Origin of the sequence: Tunturibacter psychrotolerans, assembly GCF_040359615.1 — a bacterium.
Lineage (GTDB): Bacteria > Acidobacteriota > Terriglobia > Terriglobales > Acidobacteriaceae > Edaphobacter > Edaphobacter psychrotolerans.
The window spans coordinates 1-16,663 of the sequence record NZ_CP132943.1 but is presented as its reverse complement, the minus strand read 5'-3'; the positions used below and the strand labels follow the sequence as shown (position 1 = coordinate 16,663).

At 54.1% G+C, this 16,663-nt stretch carries 24 protein-coding genes; 7 read left to right on the top strand and 17 right to left on the bottom strand.

Translation table 11 applies throughout. The features are described from left to right. Window positions 1-232 precede the first annotated feature (232 nt). The 6 genes from RBB77_RS23685 to RBB77_RS23660 all read right to left on the bottom strand — a co-directional run bounded on the left by RBB77_RS23685 (window position 233) and on the right by RBB77_RS23660 (window position 4,249). Window positions 233-484 (bottom strand): hypothetical protein, encoded by a 252-nt coding sequence (locus tag RBB77_RS23685; protein WP_353067753.1) that lies wholly within the window; start codon window positions 482-484, stop codon window positions 233-235. A 29-nt stretch (window positions 485-513) separates the two neighbouring features. Next, on the bottom strand, window positions 514-1,152 hold the full coding sequence (locus RBB77_RS23680) for an AAA family ATPase (protein ID WP_353067752.1): 639 nt from the start codon (window positions 1,150-1,152) through the stop codon (window positions 514-516). A 198-nt stretch (window positions 1,153-1,350) separates the two neighbouring features. Continuing rightward, a complete protein-coding gene (locus RBB77_RS23675; protein WP_353067750.1) occupies window positions 1,351-1,668 on the bottom strand; it encodes a hypothetical protein in 318 nt (105 codons plus the stop codon). Window positions 1,669-1,795: 127 nt separating this feature from the next. Then, on the bottom strand, window positions 1,796-2,584 hold the full coding sequence (locus RBB77_RS23670; protein ID WP_353067749.1) for a hypothetical protein: 789 nt from the start codon (window positions 2,582-2,584) through the stop codon (window positions 1,796-1,798). Between the two features lie 163 nt (window positions 2,585-2,747). Beyond that, entirely contained in the window at window positions 2,748-3,644 is an 897-nt protein-coding gene (locus tag RBB77_RS23665; protein WP_353067748.1) for a tyrosine-type recombinase/integrase, read from the bottom strand. A 68-nt stretch (window positions 3,645-3,712) separates the two neighbouring features. Next, complete coding sequence (locus RBB77_RS23660; RefSeq protein ID WP_353067747.1) at window positions 3,713-4,249, bottom strand: hypothetical protein; 537 nt, start codon at window positions 4,247-4,249, stop codon at window positions 3,713-3,715. A gap of 137 nt (window positions 4,250-4,386) precedes the next feature. On the opposite strand from RBB77_RS23660, the gene RBB77_RS23655 reads away from it, so the two are divergent. Beyond that, on the top strand, window positions 4,387-4,638 hold the full coding sequence (locus tag RBB77_RS23655) for a hypothetical protein (RefSeq protein ID WP_353067746.1): 252 nt from the start codon (window positions 4,387-4,389) through the stop codon (window positions 4,636-4,638). A gap of 77 nt (window positions 4,639-4,715) precedes the next feature. Here the strand turns inward: RBB77_RS23655 and RBB77_RS23650 are convergent, their stop codons facing one another. The 6 genes from RBB77_RS23650 to RBB77_RS23625 form a co-directional block, all read right to left on the bottom strand. Further along, entirely contained in the window at window positions 4,716-5,063 is a 348-nt protein-coding gene (locus RBB77_RS23650) for a hypothetical protein (RefSeq protein ID WP_353067744.1), read from the bottom strand. 331 nt (window positions 5,064-5,394) lie between these two features. Beyond that, window positions 5,395-5,784, bottom strand: a complete 390-nt coding sequence (locus RBB77_RS23645) for a hypothetical protein (protein WP_353067743.1) — start codon at window positions 5,782-5,784, stop codon at window positions 5,395-5,397. Window positions 5,785-5,795: 11 nt separating this feature from the next. Further along, the gene (locus RBB77_RS23640; protein WP_353067742.1) at window positions 5,796-6,632 is read right to left on the bottom strand and encodes a hypothetical protein; all 837 of its coding nucleotides are present in this window, start codon (window positions 6,630-6,632) and stop codon (window positions 5,796-5,798) included. Between the two features lie 216 nt (window positions 6,633-6,848). Next, a complete protein-coding gene (locus tag RBB77_RS23635; protein ID WP_353067741.1) occupies window positions 6,849-7,283 on the bottom strand; it encodes a hypothetical protein in 435 nt (144 codons plus the stop codon). Between the two features lie 267 nt (window positions 7,284-7,550). Continuing rightward, entirely contained in the window at window positions 7,551-8,006 is a 456-nt protein-coding gene (locus RBB77_RS23630; RefSeq protein WP_353067740.1) for a hypothetical protein, read from the bottom strand. A 6-nt stretch (window positions 8,007-8,012) separates the two neighbouring features. Then, entirely contained in the window at window positions 8,013-8,225 is a 213-nt protein-coding gene (locus RBB77_RS23625) for a hypothetical protein (protein ID WP_353067739.1), read from the bottom strand. A gap of 33 nt (window positions 8,226-8,258) precedes the next feature. Between RBB77_RS23625 and RBB77_RS23620 the strand changes: the two genes are divergently transcribed. From RBB77_RS23620 to RBB77_RS23610, 3 genes are all read left to right on the top strand, one after another. Further along, complete coding sequence (locus tag RBB77_RS23620; protein WP_353067738.1) at window positions 8,259-8,729, top strand: hypothetical protein; 471 nt, start codon at window positions 8,259-8,261, stop codon at window positions 8,727-8,729. Window positions 8,730-8,731: 2 nt separating this feature from the next. Then, complete coding sequence (locus tag RBB77_RS23615) at window positions 8,732-9,073, top strand: hypothetical protein (RefSeq protein ID WP_353067737.1); 342 nt, start codon at window positions 8,732-8,734, stop codon at window positions 9,071-9,073. 144 nt (window positions 9,074-9,217) lie between these two features. Then, window positions 9,218-10,087 carry a nucleotidyl transferase AbiEii/AbiGii toxin family protein gene (locus RBB77_RS23610; protein WP_353067736.1) on the top strand — a complete coding sequence of 290 codons (870 nt, stop codon included), beginning with the start codon at window positions 9,218-9,220 and terminating at the stop codon, window positions 10,085-10,087. Here the strand turns inward: RBB77_RS23610 and RBB77_RS23605 are convergent. The 3 genes from RBB77_RS23605 to RBB77_RS23595 all read right to left on the bottom strand — a co-directional run bounded on the left by RBB77_RS23605 (window position 10,061) and on the right by RBB77_RS23595 (window position 13,627). Continuing rightward, the gene (locus RBB77_RS23605; protein WP_353067735.1) at window positions 10,061-10,660 is read right to left on the bottom strand and encodes a type IV toxin-antitoxin system AbiEi family antitoxin domain-containing protein; all 600 of its coding nucleotides are present in this window, start codon (window positions 10,658-10,660) and stop codon (window positions 10,061-10,063) included. The genes RBB77_RS23610 and RBB77_RS23605 overlap by 27 nt on opposite strands. Before the next feature lie 647 nt (window positions 10,661-11,307). Continuing rightward, window positions 11,308-11,481, bottom strand: a complete 174-nt coding sequence (locus tag RBB77_RS23600) for a hypothetical protein (RefSeq protein ID WP_353067734.1) — start codon at window positions 11,479-11,481, stop codon at window positions 11,308-11,310. Between the two features lie 727 nt (window positions 11,482-12,208). Continuing rightward, entirely contained in the window at window positions 12,209-13,627 is a 1,419-nt protein-coding gene (locus RBB77_RS23595) for a MobA/MobL family protein (RefSeq protein ID WP_353067733.1), read from the bottom strand. A 157-nt stretch (window positions 13,628-13,784) separates the two neighbouring features. Between RBB77_RS23595 and RBB77_RS23590 the strand changes: the two genes are divergently transcribed. The 3 genes from RBB77_RS23590 to RBB77_RS23580 are packed head-to-tail and all read left to right on the top strand — an operon-like array spanning window position 13,785 to window position 15,034. After that, a complete protein-coding gene (locus RBB77_RS23590) occupies window positions 13,785-14,153 on the top strand; it encodes a hypothetical protein (RefSeq protein WP_353067732.1) in 369 nt (122 codons plus the stop codon). A 33-nt stretch (window positions 14,154-14,186) separates the two neighbouring features. After that, window positions 14,187-14,384: a hypothetical protein gene (locus RBB77_RS23585; protein WP_353067731.1), complete on the top strand. Its 198-nt coding sequence runs from the start codon at window positions 14,187-14,189 to the stop codon at window positions 14,382-14,384. Beyond that, on the top strand, window positions 14,381-15,034 hold the full coding sequence (locus tag RBB77_RS23580; protein WP_353067730.1) for a metallophosphatase domain-containing protein: 654 nt from the start codon (window positions 14,381-14,383) through the stop codon (window positions 15,032-15,034). The genes RBB77_RS23585 and RBB77_RS23580 overlap by 4 nt, the downstream gene beginning before the upstream one ends. Before the next feature lie 246 nt (window positions 15,035-15,280). Here RBB77_RS23580 and RBB77_RS23575 read toward each other — a convergent pair whose 3' ends face one another. Further along, window positions 15,281-15,649: a hypothetical protein gene (locus RBB77_RS23575; protein ID WP_353067729.1), complete on the bottom strand. Its 369-nt coding sequence runs from the start codon at window positions 15,647-15,649 to the stop codon at window positions 15,281-15,283. A 238-nt stretch (window positions 15,650-15,887) separates the two neighbouring features. Then, window positions 15,888-16,663: replication protein RepA (locus RBB77_RS23570; RefSeq protein ID WP_353067728.1), on the bottom strand; the 776-nt coding region annotated here is incomplete at its 5' end.

Genomic DNA, 16,663 nt, shown 5'->3' with positions numbered 1-16,663 from the left:
TCAGGTTGCCATTGGTCCGCTTCCAGAGGGGGACATTGCCTGGGTCGCTGTGCGGCAAGGTGCACTGTACGAGCTGACGCGCCATATACGCTCGCTCAACAGCGTCAGGGTTCTGTCGGATCTCCACGGCTGCATCAAGCAGCTTATTGAGATGGGTGTCAGCCATTTACAACCGTCAACACTTCGTTGCTTGCTGCCGTAGTGGGATGAGCCTGTGGGGGCTTGGTTCCGTTCATCGTTCCCCGTTCACCAGATCGGCCATGCTGGAGACGATGAAGGAGCTGCGACTGATCGCTTTCTTCCTTGCCGCTTGGTCAATCCGCTTTAAAAGATCGGCCGGGATGCGGACCATGACCGGCTTGCGTCCGTTATCGTCTCTGATTTCATCCCCGGTGTCCGTCTTACCTGCCCCGGAAATAAAGTCTTCAGCCTTGGAATCTTTGATGGCTAATGTATTGCGTTTGGGATTCAGTGCGATAGTCAATGTACATCTCCATGATAGCTAAGTGATATCTACGCGAAAACCATGAGCACGTCGATAAGCTGGGTCAATTCATCGCTGGCTTTCGGATCGTCGTATTCGAGGACGGAGAGACCGGATGCCGCCGCGTTCGGAAAAGCTTTCCGGCGAATGATGACATGCGGGGCGAGCTCAATTCCGTCTATACCGCGCAGGGCCTCGGCTGCGGCCTCATTATCTTTTCCCTGGCTGTCGGCATTGTTCAGGACTGCCAACGCACGAAGATGTTCATTGATCTGCCGCGCGTCCCTTACCAGTTCAGCGGTCTGATCGACGCCCCAGACATCAAAGCTGCGGGGTTGCACTGGAATAATGACGGTCTCGGCAACGGTGAGAGCTGCGCGAAGGCTGCCTGTATCCCGCCCACCCACATCGATCACGATGTCGGCATACTTGGGTGCTAGTTGGCGGGTTTGGTCGCGGATTGCCTTGCCGTGAAGAGCCACCGCCGTATAGCCAGGTTTGCCATCCCTCTGGGCACTGCGAAGTTCAGTGAAAGCCATGGCGGTCCCTTGCTCGTCGCCGTCGATCAGGAGCACGTCTCGCCCTTGCCGGGACAATGCAATTGCAAGATTGACGGCGAGAGTGGTCTTTCCCACTCCGCCTTTTACATTTCCAACTGCAAGGATCATGTATCGGTCTGCTTTCTAAATGGTTGCTTAACGATGCTGCACTAAATGCGTTCCGATATTCAAGTGATATCACTCCGCTGTAACTCATTCAGTAAACAGGCCCGCGGCGCTCCCCGAAGGGCTTCGACCTCCTCGTCCAGGAAATACGTTCGCCCTCCATGAACATGTTCAACTCCTGGACGGCGTCCTTGATGGGTTTCATGCGGGTTGACCTACCCTCCCAGCTACCGGTTTACCTCCGCTTCGCCGCCACAGAGTTCGCCGCTTCGTCACGCCCGAGAGGCTGACCCCCATTGCGAGTCCGATTTCTTCGCTCGTCAGTCCGGCCGCGAAAAGGCGATACATCTCAGAAATTCCGTGCTCGTTGAGGGGACCTCCGGGAAGCTCGCGGTAGGGTTTGCTGCGGGCAGCTGCGTCATTCGCAGGAGTTCGGGTGTTGGTTAGGGTGCCGATTTCCGCTGCGAGACGTTCGAAGAGTTCACGAATTTTCACGATTAAAAGTTCACTTTGCGTCATGTTGGGTCTCCTTTTGGCATGATGATCGCACGTCTATCATCATGCAATGCTTGCACGCATATCATCATGACACACGCCTAAGTGCATAGCAAATCAGAAAAGGTACAAAATGATCTGAAATAGTCCCTTAAAGCCTGCATTCTCGTTCTCGATAGACGCGGCGTTGCCGGGGAACCACTTCTCCAGTAGTGAAACACCTGTAAAGATTGTTTAGCCGGTGGCGGCCGCGGTGAAAGAGTCGCTCATCCATCTTTAGTTCTTGTTGGGCCTCTCGAAACGTCGGGGACCTGAACATCGCTTTCAGAACAGTAATTAGTTCCGGGTTGTGCTTCTGAATGAAATTCAGAAAACAGGACAAATGCACGCGGTCTGCTACCTTGTCGCATTCGAGCTCAGTAAGATAACGCGTCCGGCAAGAGAGTCGAACTAAATTGTCCTCGGTTATCGATGCCGATTCGAGAGAACCCTCATCGTTTCCCAGAATCCGGTAATTATTTTTGCGACTCGCTGGATTTCGTAATGTTTTTTTCTCCAGCGAGATGAACTTGTTGAGCAAAATCAAATTTACATAGGAGAAGAAACGAGCTGCGGAAGATCCATAGCTACGCACTGGGTCGAACGTCATGATGCGGTCGGTACATCCATTGGGATTGCCGTTCACCCCGGAATTACGATATTTCGATATCTCTGGAAGGGTGAGCAAAAAAACCAGCAGTTCACTTTCCCGATCTTGCTTCTCTTCTAATGAGCAATTGAAGAGATGACGACGGACGAAATTGCGAACGTGGTGTGGGTATCGCTCATAAAACTCAGCGAAGTTCTGCGGAATGACGAAGTTATTACGGTCAACAGTTTCGCTGTCCGGTTGAACACAATCAGAGTCTGAGGAGGGTTTAACGAATATATGTGTATGCATCCACTATTAGGTGCTAAGCGCTTTGTGCTTGCCCTGAATCCGATATACCAAAGATGAGCGCGTAGTCTGTTTTGCGCCCCATAGGGAACAAGGGGGGGGCACTTTACTGCTCACCTATCACCGAACATATTGGATCATCAACCAACTACTTAATACAGCGTAATCAGAAGGCAATCCGCTCCACCTCATCGAGGGCGATCTGATCGTTGCGCCGGTCGTAGAGTCCGGTGGTCCGTGCCGATTCATGGCCGGCCATCTGCTGGGCGATCTCCAGCTTGCCGCCGTTCTGCAGGTAGGTGGTGATGCCGGTGGCGCGGAAGCTGTGAGCGCTGATCCTGGTGCGCAGCCCCGCAGAGCGTGCCCGCCGCTGGATCATCATGTGCACATTGGCCTGGGGCAGGGGTGTGCGATCGGTCAGCCGGCCATGGCGCAGGGTAGGGAAGAGCGGAGCCTCGGGTTCGCTGCCGAGCCCGGAGGCCGCAATCCACTCCTCTAAATACTGGTCCAGGTTGTGATGACAGGGAAGCTCGGTTACCTTGCCGCCCTTCTCATGCAGCCGTACCCAGCCGCGGCGTTTCTGGACATAAAAGTCTTCGACCTTCATTCCGGTGGCGGCGCCGACGCGGGCGAAGGTGTAGCCCATCAGGGCGATCAGAGCGCGGTCGCGAAGCCCGAGCAGGGAAGTCGTGTCGATGGCGGCCAGCAGCTCATGCATCTCCTCGGCCGAGAGGACGGAAGTTTTGCCCTTGCGAACGCTGTGCTTCGGTCCCCGGACGGCATGGGCCGGATTGCTCTCCATGATGTGTCCCGTCACCAGCCAGTCGAAGAGCATGCGGATCGCGGCGAGGTGCTGTTTGACGGTCGGCTTCGAGTGCGTGCGGCCGAGCTGCTCGACATACACAGCGACATGCATCGGCGTCACCCCGGCCAGATCCCCCAAACCTTTATCCTCACACCAGGCGGCGAAGCCTAGGACCGCTTTGAAGTAGGCGCGCCGGGTGTTCGGGTTGCGGATGTTGACAGTAAAGAATTCCCAGAAGCGCCGGCCGCCTTTGGGCATGGACTGGAAGAGCACCGGTAGGCGACCCAAAGTCGAAGCGGTAGCAGGAGAAGGGATTAGTTCAACGCTCACTTTTGCTGCTCTGGTTTTTGAAGATTGCTTACAAAAGCATCAACCCACATCTGATCGGGAGGAAACATGGCTTTCCACGATTTGACTACGGTCTGTCGATCCTTCGGGTTGGCGGCAACGTACATCCGAAGCAGGTCTTTTTGTTCGTCAGAGCTGATATCGCCAGAGAGAAGAACACCGGAAGGAGCGACGAAACGTTTTGCCAATTCTTTACGGAAACTCTCAGGATCAGACATTTTTTCGCGCAGGTCGCTCGGGAGCCGCTTTCCCAAGAGGTATGCCATGGCATTGGCCTTTTGAATCCCTACGTCAGCATGATCATTTGCGAAGGTGATCTCCACCAATTTTGTGGCGAACTGGTCCTGTGCTGTCTCGTGGGCACTCCAAGCGTTGTAAGCGATAGAGCCGGCAGCTGAGACGACCGAGATGATGACGGTGGCGGCGGTCCATCGAGCTTTCGATTGCTCCAAACGGAGACCTTTTGCTTGGAGATCCAACTTTTTGTTTTCAAGCGTCAGTTCACGTTCGTCCATACTCACCCCGTCTATATATGATAACGTCCTTTATCATATATAGATTCATGTATATGTCGGTCAACTCCAATCAAAAGCAAAATGCATACTTGAAAATACGTAACAATTATGTATAATATACGTAAAAGGAGTGAGTCATGAGCGCAGATAATTCAGAGGATTCTTCCACGACGCAAGCTACGGGCTCCAAGCGCGTCAACGTTGTTTTTTCAGCAGACCAGTTCAACCAGCTACAGAGCCTAGCCAACTCTCAAAAAATTAGCCTCTCGGACGCCCTACGACAAGCCATCAGTCTAAGTGGATTAATTGTCGATGCCAACAATGATAAGGACACCCAGATCCTATTAAAAAAAGGAAGTAATGTTCAAGAAGTGAAGCTAGTGAGATGAATGAAAGGGTGGCCTTATGCAAGGAACTGGTTCGGGGCCCCTTAAGACATCGGATTCAACAACTGGTGAGTCAGATCTCACCATAGATTTAACGCAGCCGCCAAACGACGCTGGAGCACCGCCGCCACCAACCGGAGCTGGAGCACCACCACCGCCAAACGACGCTGGAGCACCACCGCCACCAACCGGAGCTGGAGCACCACCACCGCCAAACGACGCTGGAGCACCACCGCCACCAACCGGAGCTGGAGCACCACCACCGCCAACCGGAGCTGGAGCACCACCACCGCCAACCGGAGCTGGAGCACCACCACCGCCAACCGGAGCTGGAGCACCACCACCGCCAACCGGAGCTGGAGCACCACCACCGCCAACCGACGCTGGAGCACCACCGCCACCAACCGGCGCTGGATCACCACCGCCACCAAACGAACCTTTAACACTCACCATAAGAAATCCCCCTCCAGGCTATGCTCTGACACCCTACGTTCCCGATCGGCAAAGGGATTATGTACGGTTGATTGTTACTGTTGGCTTGCTGGTCATGCTTGCCTGGATAATCGTCTGGGCTTCTATCGAAAGCGCATCGTGGGCTGACCATTGGGATCACACAAAAGAAATGCTCCAAACGATCTTGCCAGCCGTGACTGGCTTGATAGGCTCTGTGATTGGTTTTTACTTTGGCTCAGGAGTAAATAGCAACTCTACAAGTAACAACTCTACGAATACCGCTGCACCCAATAAAGAGAAGTAGATCTACGTAGTGGCTGCGGTTAGAAGAGAGGCCGCCGACTGCATGATTGCGTTGGGATTGTCACTTGCGATTGCAGCTCCAAGAACTGCCGCAGCAGAGGCCACAGTAATGATTTTGGTGAAAATTGCGATCGTCTGAAGTGCGTTGTTCGCTTGCTGCGTTGCGTTTTTAATATTTTGTAGAACGTTCGGTAATGATGCCAAGGTTGCGGTCATCGATATTGTTGCAAAGTCGGATGAGTAGTTCATTAGTGTCCACTGGATGTCCTCAAGTTCCGAACGATCGGCTGGAGCTAAAGAATTCCAGTTGTTGAATCGAGCATTCGCAACTGATGTGGAGAGATCGTGAAACTCAACCGCCAACTGCACTGCCTGATCTGCTGTGAGTGCCATTATCATCTCTCCTATTTGAAGGCTTGGCGAAGATCATTCGTCGACTGTGCAATGTCTGCAAGTTGTGGCCCAATGAGTTTGACCAAATCCTTTGACGAAATAGCGTCTTTCTGATCAGCTATCTTTTGATTTGCATCGGCAATACTTTTCATTAAAACTCCGTAAGCCTTAGCAGCGTCTAAGCGTTTTTGTAGATTGGCTGACTCATCATCGAACTGTTTTTGTATCAGAATTACGGAAAGTGGATCCTTCCCTGCATCATTTTTGATTGCAGTGTTGTAGTAGTCCTGAAGACCCTCTTCTTCGTTGCTCAGCATAATGGCATAATCCGTGGAGACAATATTGGAGAGTGCTTGAGTCAGTATCTTCACGTCGTTATTGCTGTCAGACACCAACTTGCTTATTTTTTTTCTGCGATATCCCGCTAACGCGGCGTCTGAAATTTTCACGGCTAGGCTAGATGCGGCCCCGGCAGCGGCTACCTGATCTGCGTTAAGTCCGGCGGTTTTAAATTGCCCCCCTAAGGCGGTAACCGGCTTGCTATAACCAGGATCATTATCCGCGGCAAGTTGTCCGAGTGCTTTAAGGTAGTCAGTAAGAACTTTTTGGTCGGCCTGGATCTCTGGTGTCAACTTATCGTAGATGGAGCAATCTCTTTGATCGATCCGTACTCCATTCCTGACAGGGGCAAGAGCGTTTGAGCGAAGGCAGGTTCCTTTGAAGTCGGAAACCAAACCTGTCAACGATGTTGAGGCACTATCTGCCAAAGCTGAAAACTTGGCTACCTCCCCCAAATCAGTACACCCAACAAAAGAAGACAGAGCTATCGCGATGGCTCCGAAAAACATCGTCCTTCTTATCAGACCCGACATGACACACCTCAACAGAGCGGGGATGGATGACGAAAACATAAATTTTTGTTGGGCCCGGTCGGAGCAATACTTAGTTCTACAACAAGCTTCTTCACGGAAGTAAGTGTGTATTTATAACTATAAACTCAATGATGTCAACACAAATCTGAAAAATGTTTGGAATCGTCCGGATTAACCAACGGCCACTGCGACTCAAATGCTTTTTGGCGCGTCGTCAAAGCGTGTATTGAAAGTCACGCACAGAGCCAAAAGAAATAGGCCTAGCCCAAACAAAAGTTCAATTTTGATTGATCCATCAATCTGGCCTTTTTGCCACTCAATTAGTGCCCCAGAAATTTGTTGAAGATGGCCAATGACCACACCTGTCCATAAAAGCGCCAACCCGGCTAAAACTTTTTGAGCTCCTGCCGCTTGACTGCCAATGGGAGACAATACGATGCCGGCAGCCCAGCCTGCACATCCGCATACCAACCCGATCAATGAAAGAACAAAGAAGCTATATAATTCATGATTTTTAAAGGATGGGGCGAGCCGGGCAAGCGCGATTTGCACTATAAAAAATAGGCAACCTCCGAAAATTCCGAAACGGAGCGCTGCATTCTGTTGAATTTTTTCGATCACAGTCATGTGAACTCCCTCTTTGAAAAGGCTCTAATCTTATATTGCCTCGCACGCTTCGACGGCTACGTCGTGCGCAGCAAGTGGAATCCGCGTCAAAGAGGATCTTTATGTCGATGTAACCTGCAGTGTGGATTTTGACATAAAAAGCACCTCAAAGCGGACCTACGCTGGCGAAGGGCGAGGGTCACGCATGGAAAAGGACATTATCATGCGTGAAAAGTACTTAATAAATCGTCTCTTACGATAGCGCCCCACAACACAGGCGTGGGCTACCTACCGGCGCATGAAGCGGCTAAAGAAATTCCTCTTGGTCGATGGCGGCGGTACTTCGCTTGGTAGCTCTATGAGGACTGTGCCGAAAACGGCGGCAAGCATTTTCCCGGCCTGGCCCTTCGGTCCGGTGCCATCGGTGTAGCCTTGGCAGGCTGCGGCAATGACCGCATCTATTTCCGGTTGAGGCTCGGGGTGGAGTTCCATATACCGATGGCTCATGGCGGAAACTAAGGTGAGATTGCGGACCTGTTGGCGAGCGTCATAGAGGGTCTGATATTCCCCCGCGCCGTTCTCATGCAACGCCCTGGCAAGTATCTCCATAAGGCTACCCGCCTCGTCTTCCAGACGAGCCCGCCCTTCGACCGTCATAGGGAGCTGACCGGTGTTCCCGCGAAACACCAAGTCGTCAATTTCGGTTATGCGCTGGTCTATTTGCCCAAGAGTAGCTTCGGCCATACGAAGCTATTCCCGTTCTAGCGGCATTCCCGCCATAGCGTAAATCTCGTTGTGCGTTCGCAAGATACCGTTCACCGGAATCAACACCTTGCCCGTACTGCCGATGGTCGTTTGCTCGGTGTTGGCGGTATGCCCCTGCTTCCTAATTGCTGCTAGTGCTTCATCGAGCTTTGCGCTGCTGCTGGCCATAGCCGGAATTGTAGCAACAGGAGAAGCCACGACGGGGAGGTAGCCACCACTTACAATCCGACAATGGCCGATCCCGACGAAACGCTGTTTCAATACCTTTGCAGACATGGCGAGCTGGTCAAGGCGCGGGAGGATGAGGCGGGGAGCTACACTGGCGACGGCCCGACTGCTGAGCAGGTGGACGCTCTTATTGCCAGCTTGCGACCGTTGAGCGAAGGGACCGAACCCGAAACCCCGGCTCTTATGTGGGCGGCTTTCAAAAATTCAGTAGATACGGAAATGACCTGGCTGTTTCCAGAACGCGATCCGATAGGTGAGCCTATGACGGCAGCTCTGCGGCAGATCCAAGATATTTACGGCAAGAGGCTCGAACAGGCATTGCCAGAACAAGGGCCGGAGCTGCATCGTTACGTTGACCTCGCCTTAGTAGCGAACGCAGCTAACAGACAAGTGAAGCTTCGCGGGAACGCCATCAACTGGCGGCTCGTCCTAGCTCGGTTTATGTATTGGCTTGGCGGAGGCAAGCGTTCATAGCCATGTGGATACCGGTTTGGGTTCTCATCGTCGCGCCGTTCGCTGTATATGCGGCGTGGTTCTTCAAAATTCTGCGCTTTGATCTCCCGGCCGAAAACCGGGCCGCCGTCGCCAAAGCCGAACAGGAAAATAGAGAGATAGCGCAGCATCGCGAAAACCAGAGACGCGGTGATCGCATCCTCGAAAGTCTGGTAGAAAACGGTGCGCCGGAGTGCCTGTTATCGTTGCGCCGAACCAGCGACCGTCCTATAGCGATATCGGAATCAAGACGGATGAACCCGACCGAAACCCTGCGGTCCTATGAACAATTTCACGAGGCGATGAAGCTTTTCGATGATGAGTGATCCGCATTTACACCCCGAGCCTTGTGTGATTTGGTCGATCATGATTTCTCTCCTGACTGGATGTGTGACCTTTATATGCACGAATTGAATTTATCTCCGTCGCATTTGAACCCACCGTTCAGCGGGTTCGTGCAGAATGGAAGTATGCCCACAGTTTCAACGCTCGACCATAACGAGGTGCGCCGAATTGCGATCACGGCAGTGTTCTCTGACGACTACTTCTTTGAGAAAGTGGTACTCAAAGGTGGTAATGCGCTCGCAATTGCCCTCGGGCTCAGTGATCGTACTTCGCTTGATCTCGACTTCTCGATTGAAAACGACTTCGATGATGTGGCAGAGGCAGAGCACCGCTTGAAGACGGCTTTAGAACGTCGTTTTGCGACTGTCGGATGGGTGGTGTTCGACTTCGTCTTCAGTGCTCGCCCCTTTACACCGCGAGAAGGACAGAACCGATGGGGCGGCTACGTGGTTGAGTTCAAGCTGATGGAGAAAGCTCGCTATTTAGAGATCGGCGACGATAAACAGGCCCATCGTCGGGAATCCCTAGTGGTTGGTCCAAGACAGCAGAGAAAATTCACGATTGAACTGAGCAAATTCGAGTTCACTAAAGGAAAACTGGCGCGGGAGCTCGATAGCTTTGATATCTACGTTTACGCCCCGGAAATGATTGCCATTGAGAAGTTACGAGCAATCTGTCAGCAAATGCCTGGCTATCCTTTGAACCGAACCCCTTCAGCGCGAGCCCGCGACTTCTATGACATCCACCTGATCGTGACTGAGACCGGAACCGATCTTGGATCGGAGGAGAACGCAGACCTGCTGCGGAACATCTTTGAGGCTAAAGATGTTCCGGTCGAGCTGTTGCAATTGATTGCAGAGCAGCGTGAGTTTCATCGCCCTGACTGGGACAGCGTACGTGGCTCAGTTCCCCAGGAAGGCTTACGGGACTTCGACTTTTATTTCGATTTCGTTCTGGAGCAAGTGAAGCTAATTAAGGCCTTTGGGAACAAATAGGCGCCAACCCGGAACAAATTCAGGGTCTTTCAGGGCATACGAGAGATAGAAGTCGAACTGAAGACCTAGATCCTGCAGCCGTTTGTATTTGGATTCGGGGTACCCGGCCCGTTCCATGTAAAAGCCGATGACCTGATGGAACGGGTAGATGTAGTCGAGTTTTTTGAGCGTAGCGACTAGGGTTCCAACGGAGACCCGATCTTTCGCTCCGCGGTAAGCTGCAAGGACCTGTAGAGGGCCTCCTGCATAAGCAGGCCGCACGGCAATGTCGATTAGGGTTCGCTCAAGACTGGTTACTCTCAGGTTGGCGTTTTCGTACTTCATTTCGACAACTTCCAAATCGCCTGTGTTCTTCCCGGATAAAACAGCGACCTCAGTCTGATCGAAGCGATAGATCAACCGCGACTCCCGTTGCTTACTGGCGAAGGCACGATTGATGCTCGCCTGCGTGAGGCCACCAGAGCGAGGCTTCGGGCTCTGCTCTTTGTTTAGGTAGAAGCGATGTGGAATTTGATCATTTAGGCCGTGAATCGCGACCGCGGTTCCATGACAGAGGTACGCGTTTCGTTTCAATGAAAGGGCTATCTCAAAAGGGCTAGCCTCTCTCCAGACATACCGGTTAATCTTGCGAATTTCATGATTCACGGGAGCTAGCTCGATCTCGCGCAGTTCGCCCTTGGTCATCAGGAATTGAATGAATCGTCCTAAACTGGTGCCGCTGCTCAACCGCCAAAAGGCCCTATTCGCATCAAGTATCTGACCAATGTCCTCTGACCAAAACACTCGGCGATGGTCATCCTCAAAACTTTTGAGGATGTCAGCGCGGGCGATCTGAAGACGTCCAACTTTCGGCATTTAGGCACCAGTTTTTTAGAATTTCATGCGTAGGTATATATACCTACGCATGATGATCTCTCTCCCACAACTACTATGACATAGTATGCGGTGCGTTAGGTATATATACCTAACGCACCCTATCTATATTCTGTGCTTTCCCAGGCGTAACGTTATAAAAAAATTGGGGTTGCAACTAAAAACTAAGGGATAAAGAGTGCGTTGGCGTTGGTATATATACCAACGCCAACATAGTTTTTGCCCAAAGACGCGGCGCGAGGGGATGATCCGGATCGTCCGGCGAGCAAGCTCGATGTCATCGTCGCCGTCAAAACAGCGTGCGCCGGGCCCGCAGGACTGAGGCAGGCCGGGCGCGGGCGGCGACGCTATGCACCGGGCAGCTCGCCGCCGGGGTCTTCGGGCAGCAGAGCGTTCCAGAGGCGGGTGCGGCAGGATGAGCACTGGAGGGGCATCTCATATAGGTAGACGGTCCGGCAGGGCCAGATGTGGCCGCAAAAATTGCAGAGCCAGGCGGGGAGATTGTTGCGCGTGATTGTCATCGGTGAAACTCCTTGGGTCAGCCACGATTAATTCGCGCCGTTAACCTCGATCTCGAAGTCAGGTTTCACGATGGCGCATGAGGTATGTCGAGCCAAAGCAAAGGCAGATCGGCGGCCATCCGGTAACGATTCCTCACGCACATAGGAGCAAGAAGGGGCTGCACCCCAGCCGATCAAGATCCAGGCGCGAGCGAGGCCGGCGGGTATCCCCGACCCGGAAGCGCCGTCGAATCGACTTGTTGCGCCCCTTCGATGCTGACGCCATGGAGACCAACCCGTGCAATGCTCTGATCGGCAACGTCCACAACAACGACCCGGAAATGCTCAATAGCGCTTAGAACAAACAACGCGCACTGGCTGCAAGGCACGGTGCGCGCTGTCTTGTCTGTAGTGGAGTTAGCGACGACGGACGAACCTGCGATAAAGCGCAGCTCCGGCAGCGTTGCACGCGCCCATCAGCAGGGCGAGGACGAGTTTTGTGACCATGTCGTGAATTGACATGGCCACAATAACGGGAAAGAGGCGAAAAAGCAGGTTGGGAGACGAGCGGTGTCATGCCCAGGGGATAGGGCCATAGGGTAAAACGTGACAAAATCGGCGACGATTTATGCTGTCTATTTGGATTTGACGCGATAAGCTGGTGTCGGCTTGAAGCCGGTGGAGCCCATATGGACTGCTAGGCCGTAGCGGCTGATCCGATATGAAAAGGCAGGGAACTCTTACCGCCTCATCGGCCGAGGCTATTGTCTTTGCGTTGGCGAGGCTGCGAGGTCTGTTCGATCTGTTTGACGCGGCTTTTGAGCACCTTGGTATCCCAATCCAACTGCTTCGCCGCGGCGTTGCGCAGGTGGAAGACGAACTCGGTCACCTTGTCTTTGATCGCGATAATCGCGTACTCGAACCCCGTCTTGGCGCGACTCACCTCGATGTTGGCGAGACCTTTCAAATCATCTGACCTACGCTTCTGCCCGACCTGGTATCGCACACCCTCCTCAAAGGGTTTCAGAAAATTGTCACCTCTGCCCTGACCATGCAAGCGCCCTGAGATGCCCACGCCAAACATTGCATCGACGAAGATGGCCGCCTCCTGCCGCGAGACCAGAACTCGTTCCGTGCCCCCTTGCTCGATGCGATTCGCAATCGCAACCAGCGCGGCGTTGGTGGTCGTCGCTGGTTCGATCAGCTTGGCCTCCTCCGCCTTCCTTGCCGCCTCGGCTTTGGACGCCTCACGATCAGCTTCCCGCTTCGCGCGGATCGCGGCCTCCGCCGCCCGTTCTTTCGCGGCCTGCTCCTGCGCTTCAATCAGGGCACCCCGCTCGATCTCCTCCATCAGCAGCTCGAGCTGCTTCTGCGCGAGGTCCGACTGGGTACGGATCTCGGCAAGCTCGCCGGCAAGCTTGTCATTCACCTCCCGGATCTCCGAAGTGAGGGCAATACGATCCGTCGCCAATCGTTTGTCCTTGACCAGTTGCCGCACGTTGGGGCCTTCGTGGACGGTGGGGATCTGTTCGATTCCCCGAGCGGCGTACGAGCGGTGGTCGATGCGCTCTTCCTTCCCTGCCAGATCCAGGGCTTCGTTGGCACGTGTGGCCCACAGCTCGCGGACCTCTCCCAGCCATTCCCTGGGCTGGAATGCGGCGCTCTTCTTCGCGCCCCCCAGCTCCGGAGTCTGCTTCTTCGTATCTGCCGCCCGCTTGAACCAGGTCTCCGGGGTCCGGTCATAACCGTCGCCCACCCGCTCGCTCACGATGATGTGTGCGTGGGGATTTTCGCCTTTGCCACAATGGACGGCGAACGAATATGGAAGCGGTCCAGCCTCGGTCGCGGACAGAGCAAGAGCGAATTCCTGTGCAAGCTGGATTCGCGCTTGCTCGCTCAGCTCGACCGGCAAAGCAATTTCGACCTGCTGAAAGAGCCGCCCATTGGCGCGCTCGTACAGGTCGGCAGATTGCCAGTACAGGGCCGGATTCTCCTTAGCCCATGCTGGCATGTTGCCGCTTTCGGCGTGGACAAGCTCCTCTTTGTCCACGTTCGTTTTCTTGCCATCGGCATAGCGGCCCTCGCGGCAGATATAGGCGAACTTAGCAGCGGCGCTTTGGCCGCTACTTCGTGAGCCAACCCTTGCGTTGAGGTGATAGATCGCCATATGAGAGCTATGCCTTGCCAGTTTTTGTCATGGCGCAGTCATGACCGCACGGTTTCTGCAGGAAACCTTGAAGTGCGCCCTTCATTGCATTTCGGGTTATATAAGGTGTACCCATTACGGAATATTGTACACTCACTTACGGGAGTACAAAGACATCATGCCAGAAGCCGCGAAGAAGCCGTCTAAGCCAAACCAAATTGATAGGATGACCCCGGATCAAAGGCGGCGATATGACGAAATACAAAAGCAGAAGAAAGAGCTTGCCGAAAAAGAGAGGCTGATCCTTAGCCGCGTAACTGCACAAGGCCGTAAAGACCAGACACGAGCAGATATCGTCATCGGCGCAATTTTGAGGTTGCAGGCCCAGACAAGTGCAGATAAGAAACACTATCGCGACAGTTTGATCAAGGGGGTCGAGGAGAGGGACCGTTACCTCTTCCCTGAGATATGGCCAGACGCTGTACGTGTGGTTAGAAAACGGCAGAAGACAGAGGAAGCCGTCGCGCCTGCGGCGGGAAAAAGCTAAGTTTTTGGGGCACCCTGCCCCCGAGCAGACACAGTGAAAGAACCAGAAGCGCAATTAGAAGATTTGGAGAATGCGATGACTGATCTGTGGCAACCGAAAGACTATGACGACGAACCTCGCACGAACGGCAACTTTGGTCTCGATCCGTTTCAGCTTGAGTGCAAAGCGGCCGCTGAGAAGCGGGAGCGGGAAAGCCGTGCGGAGGTAGAAAAAAAGGAACGTGCCGGGTGACCAGGGCCACCTCTGTACGCATCGTGTGTCTCAGCGACACGCACGGTCTTCATAGGAGGCTGACGCTGCCTCCAGCCGACATCCTCATCCACTCCGGGGATTTCATGGTTCATGGACAGTCCACGGACGAGATCGACGATTTCAACGCCTGGCTCGGCAACTTGCCCCACAAACACAAAATCGTCATCGCCGGAAATCACGATCTCCTCTTCGAGGTCCGACCCACAGAAGCGAGAGCACGTATCACCAACGCCGTCTACCTCGAAGATACCGGCGTCACCCTGGAAGGGCTGACCTTCTGGGGCTCGCCGGTCACGCCCGTGCTTGGGGACTGGGCATTCGCGGCAGACCGCGGGGCGGCGATCCGCAGGCACTGGGACAAGATCCCCGGCGACACGGATGTGCTCGTCACCCACGGGCCGCCCTTTGGAACCCTCGACAAGCCAGACATCCTGGCCCGGCACCTCGGATGCCAGGAGTTGACCAAAGCCGTGATCAGAACAAAGCCCAGGCTGCATGTCTTTGGACACGTGCACGGAGGCTATGGTCGGGAGTCCGCATGGAACAACATGCTCTTGGTGAACTGTGCGGTCCTCAACGAAGCCTACGCACTCACCAATCAACCCACTGTGGTCGATCTCATTCGATGATCTGTGGCGAGCGGAAGCTCGCAAGCCTAATTAGGGCTTCCCTGCCCCTTTTGCGGCTTGGTTTTTTTGATTGCAGCTCTGGGGTAGGAAAGCGGAGTGCACCTGACTCGAAATCAGGCATAGGGCGCAAGGCTGTCGGGGGTTCGAGTCCCTCACTGCCTATCGGGAGTGGCCATTGTTTGAGGCTGCACTTCACAGGTTACCCGGTAGCGATTCGCTACCTGATAGCGACGCTACCCCTCGCCCTCACTGCGGGGTAACGCTAGCCATTTGACGCTGGGCGCGCCTTTTCCTCTCCGCCACTTTTTGGCACCGGTCGGAGCAGTAGATTGCCTTGGCGGAACAGGCACGAGCTCGTCGCTTTTTGGCCTCCGGGATGGGCAGGTTGCACTCCCGGCAGCCAGGTTCGACCGAAACGGTGTGAGCCAGTTGCTGCGAGAGATCGGCATGTCCGATGTGAAAGGCCCCGCAATCGAAACAGGTATAGGCGATGATCAACTCTCCGGTGCGGCTACTGGCCCGTTCGGCCTGGATCGCCGCCTGGTTCAGCGAGCGAAAGGCGAGCTTGGAATCGCATCGCGTGAGGGCTGGATTTTGCCATTCTCCCCTGATCACTCCAGTCTCCTTTCTTCAGCCGATTTGCCTCGTCGTTTGAGTTTTGCCTTAAAGATATTCACATAGCGGGCTTCATCGACTACGAGGAATTTAAAAACCTACATGCTTTAACTACAGGCTTCCTTTAAGCAGCGAAATTTCGGGACCGTTTCACCGTAGCGGCGGGACCGTTTCACCGTGAATAAGCGAAAAGTCCGGCAAATCCTCCGGGACCGTTTCACCGTGCAAAAGTGGCTCATTACACAGGTTTTTTGTGGATATTCAAGCTGCTGACTTCCCGGTTATGTGGGGGGAGCGGCCTGACCTTCGTGATGGGGATTGCGGTGCTTGATGGGTGGACGACTAGGCCTACCTTTGTGCTTTCTACCTTCATCGCTGGGTACGCCAGTTGCACCTTCTTTAGGGTGACGATGACCTTCTTTTTGAAGTCTCGCACTTCGGCATATTCCGCCCCCATCTGGGCGTGCAGGCCTTCCCAGGGAACGAGCCTGCTCTTCCCTTTCCGAGCAGCCGTGAACGTCGTGTAGGTGAGCCAAGCGTAAAGGTCGAGTGCCAGAGGTGAACGCTTTAGAGCACGCAAGGCTCTGACATCGACCGGTACCGGCGCCGCCGTGATTGCGTCGTAGAACTCTTCCCCGAGCTTGATCCAGCTATCCCATAAATTGTCCTGATTGGTGCGGGCAGGATCGAACCAGAACTCGGCGCGGGAGGCAATCTTCATATCCACCCACGCCCGGTGGGTATCCTGTTCGCTCTCAAAGCTGATGGACGCGCGGACGAGGCGCTCTATCTGGGAGGTTAGACGCTTTGCATCACTCCGCTTCCCTCCCCCTGTACGTGGGCTCAGCCCCACCGCTCGAATGAAGGCGTCCAAGCTGTTGCCTAGCCGTATATGTCGGCTCTTGTTCTGAGTGGCCTCGGTGACAATCCAGAAGAGCAACAGCCGCGGGATGGTGCCATAGGGATACATCGCCTTGCCGGTCTTCCGATCCTTGAAAGGATCGATGACGAGGG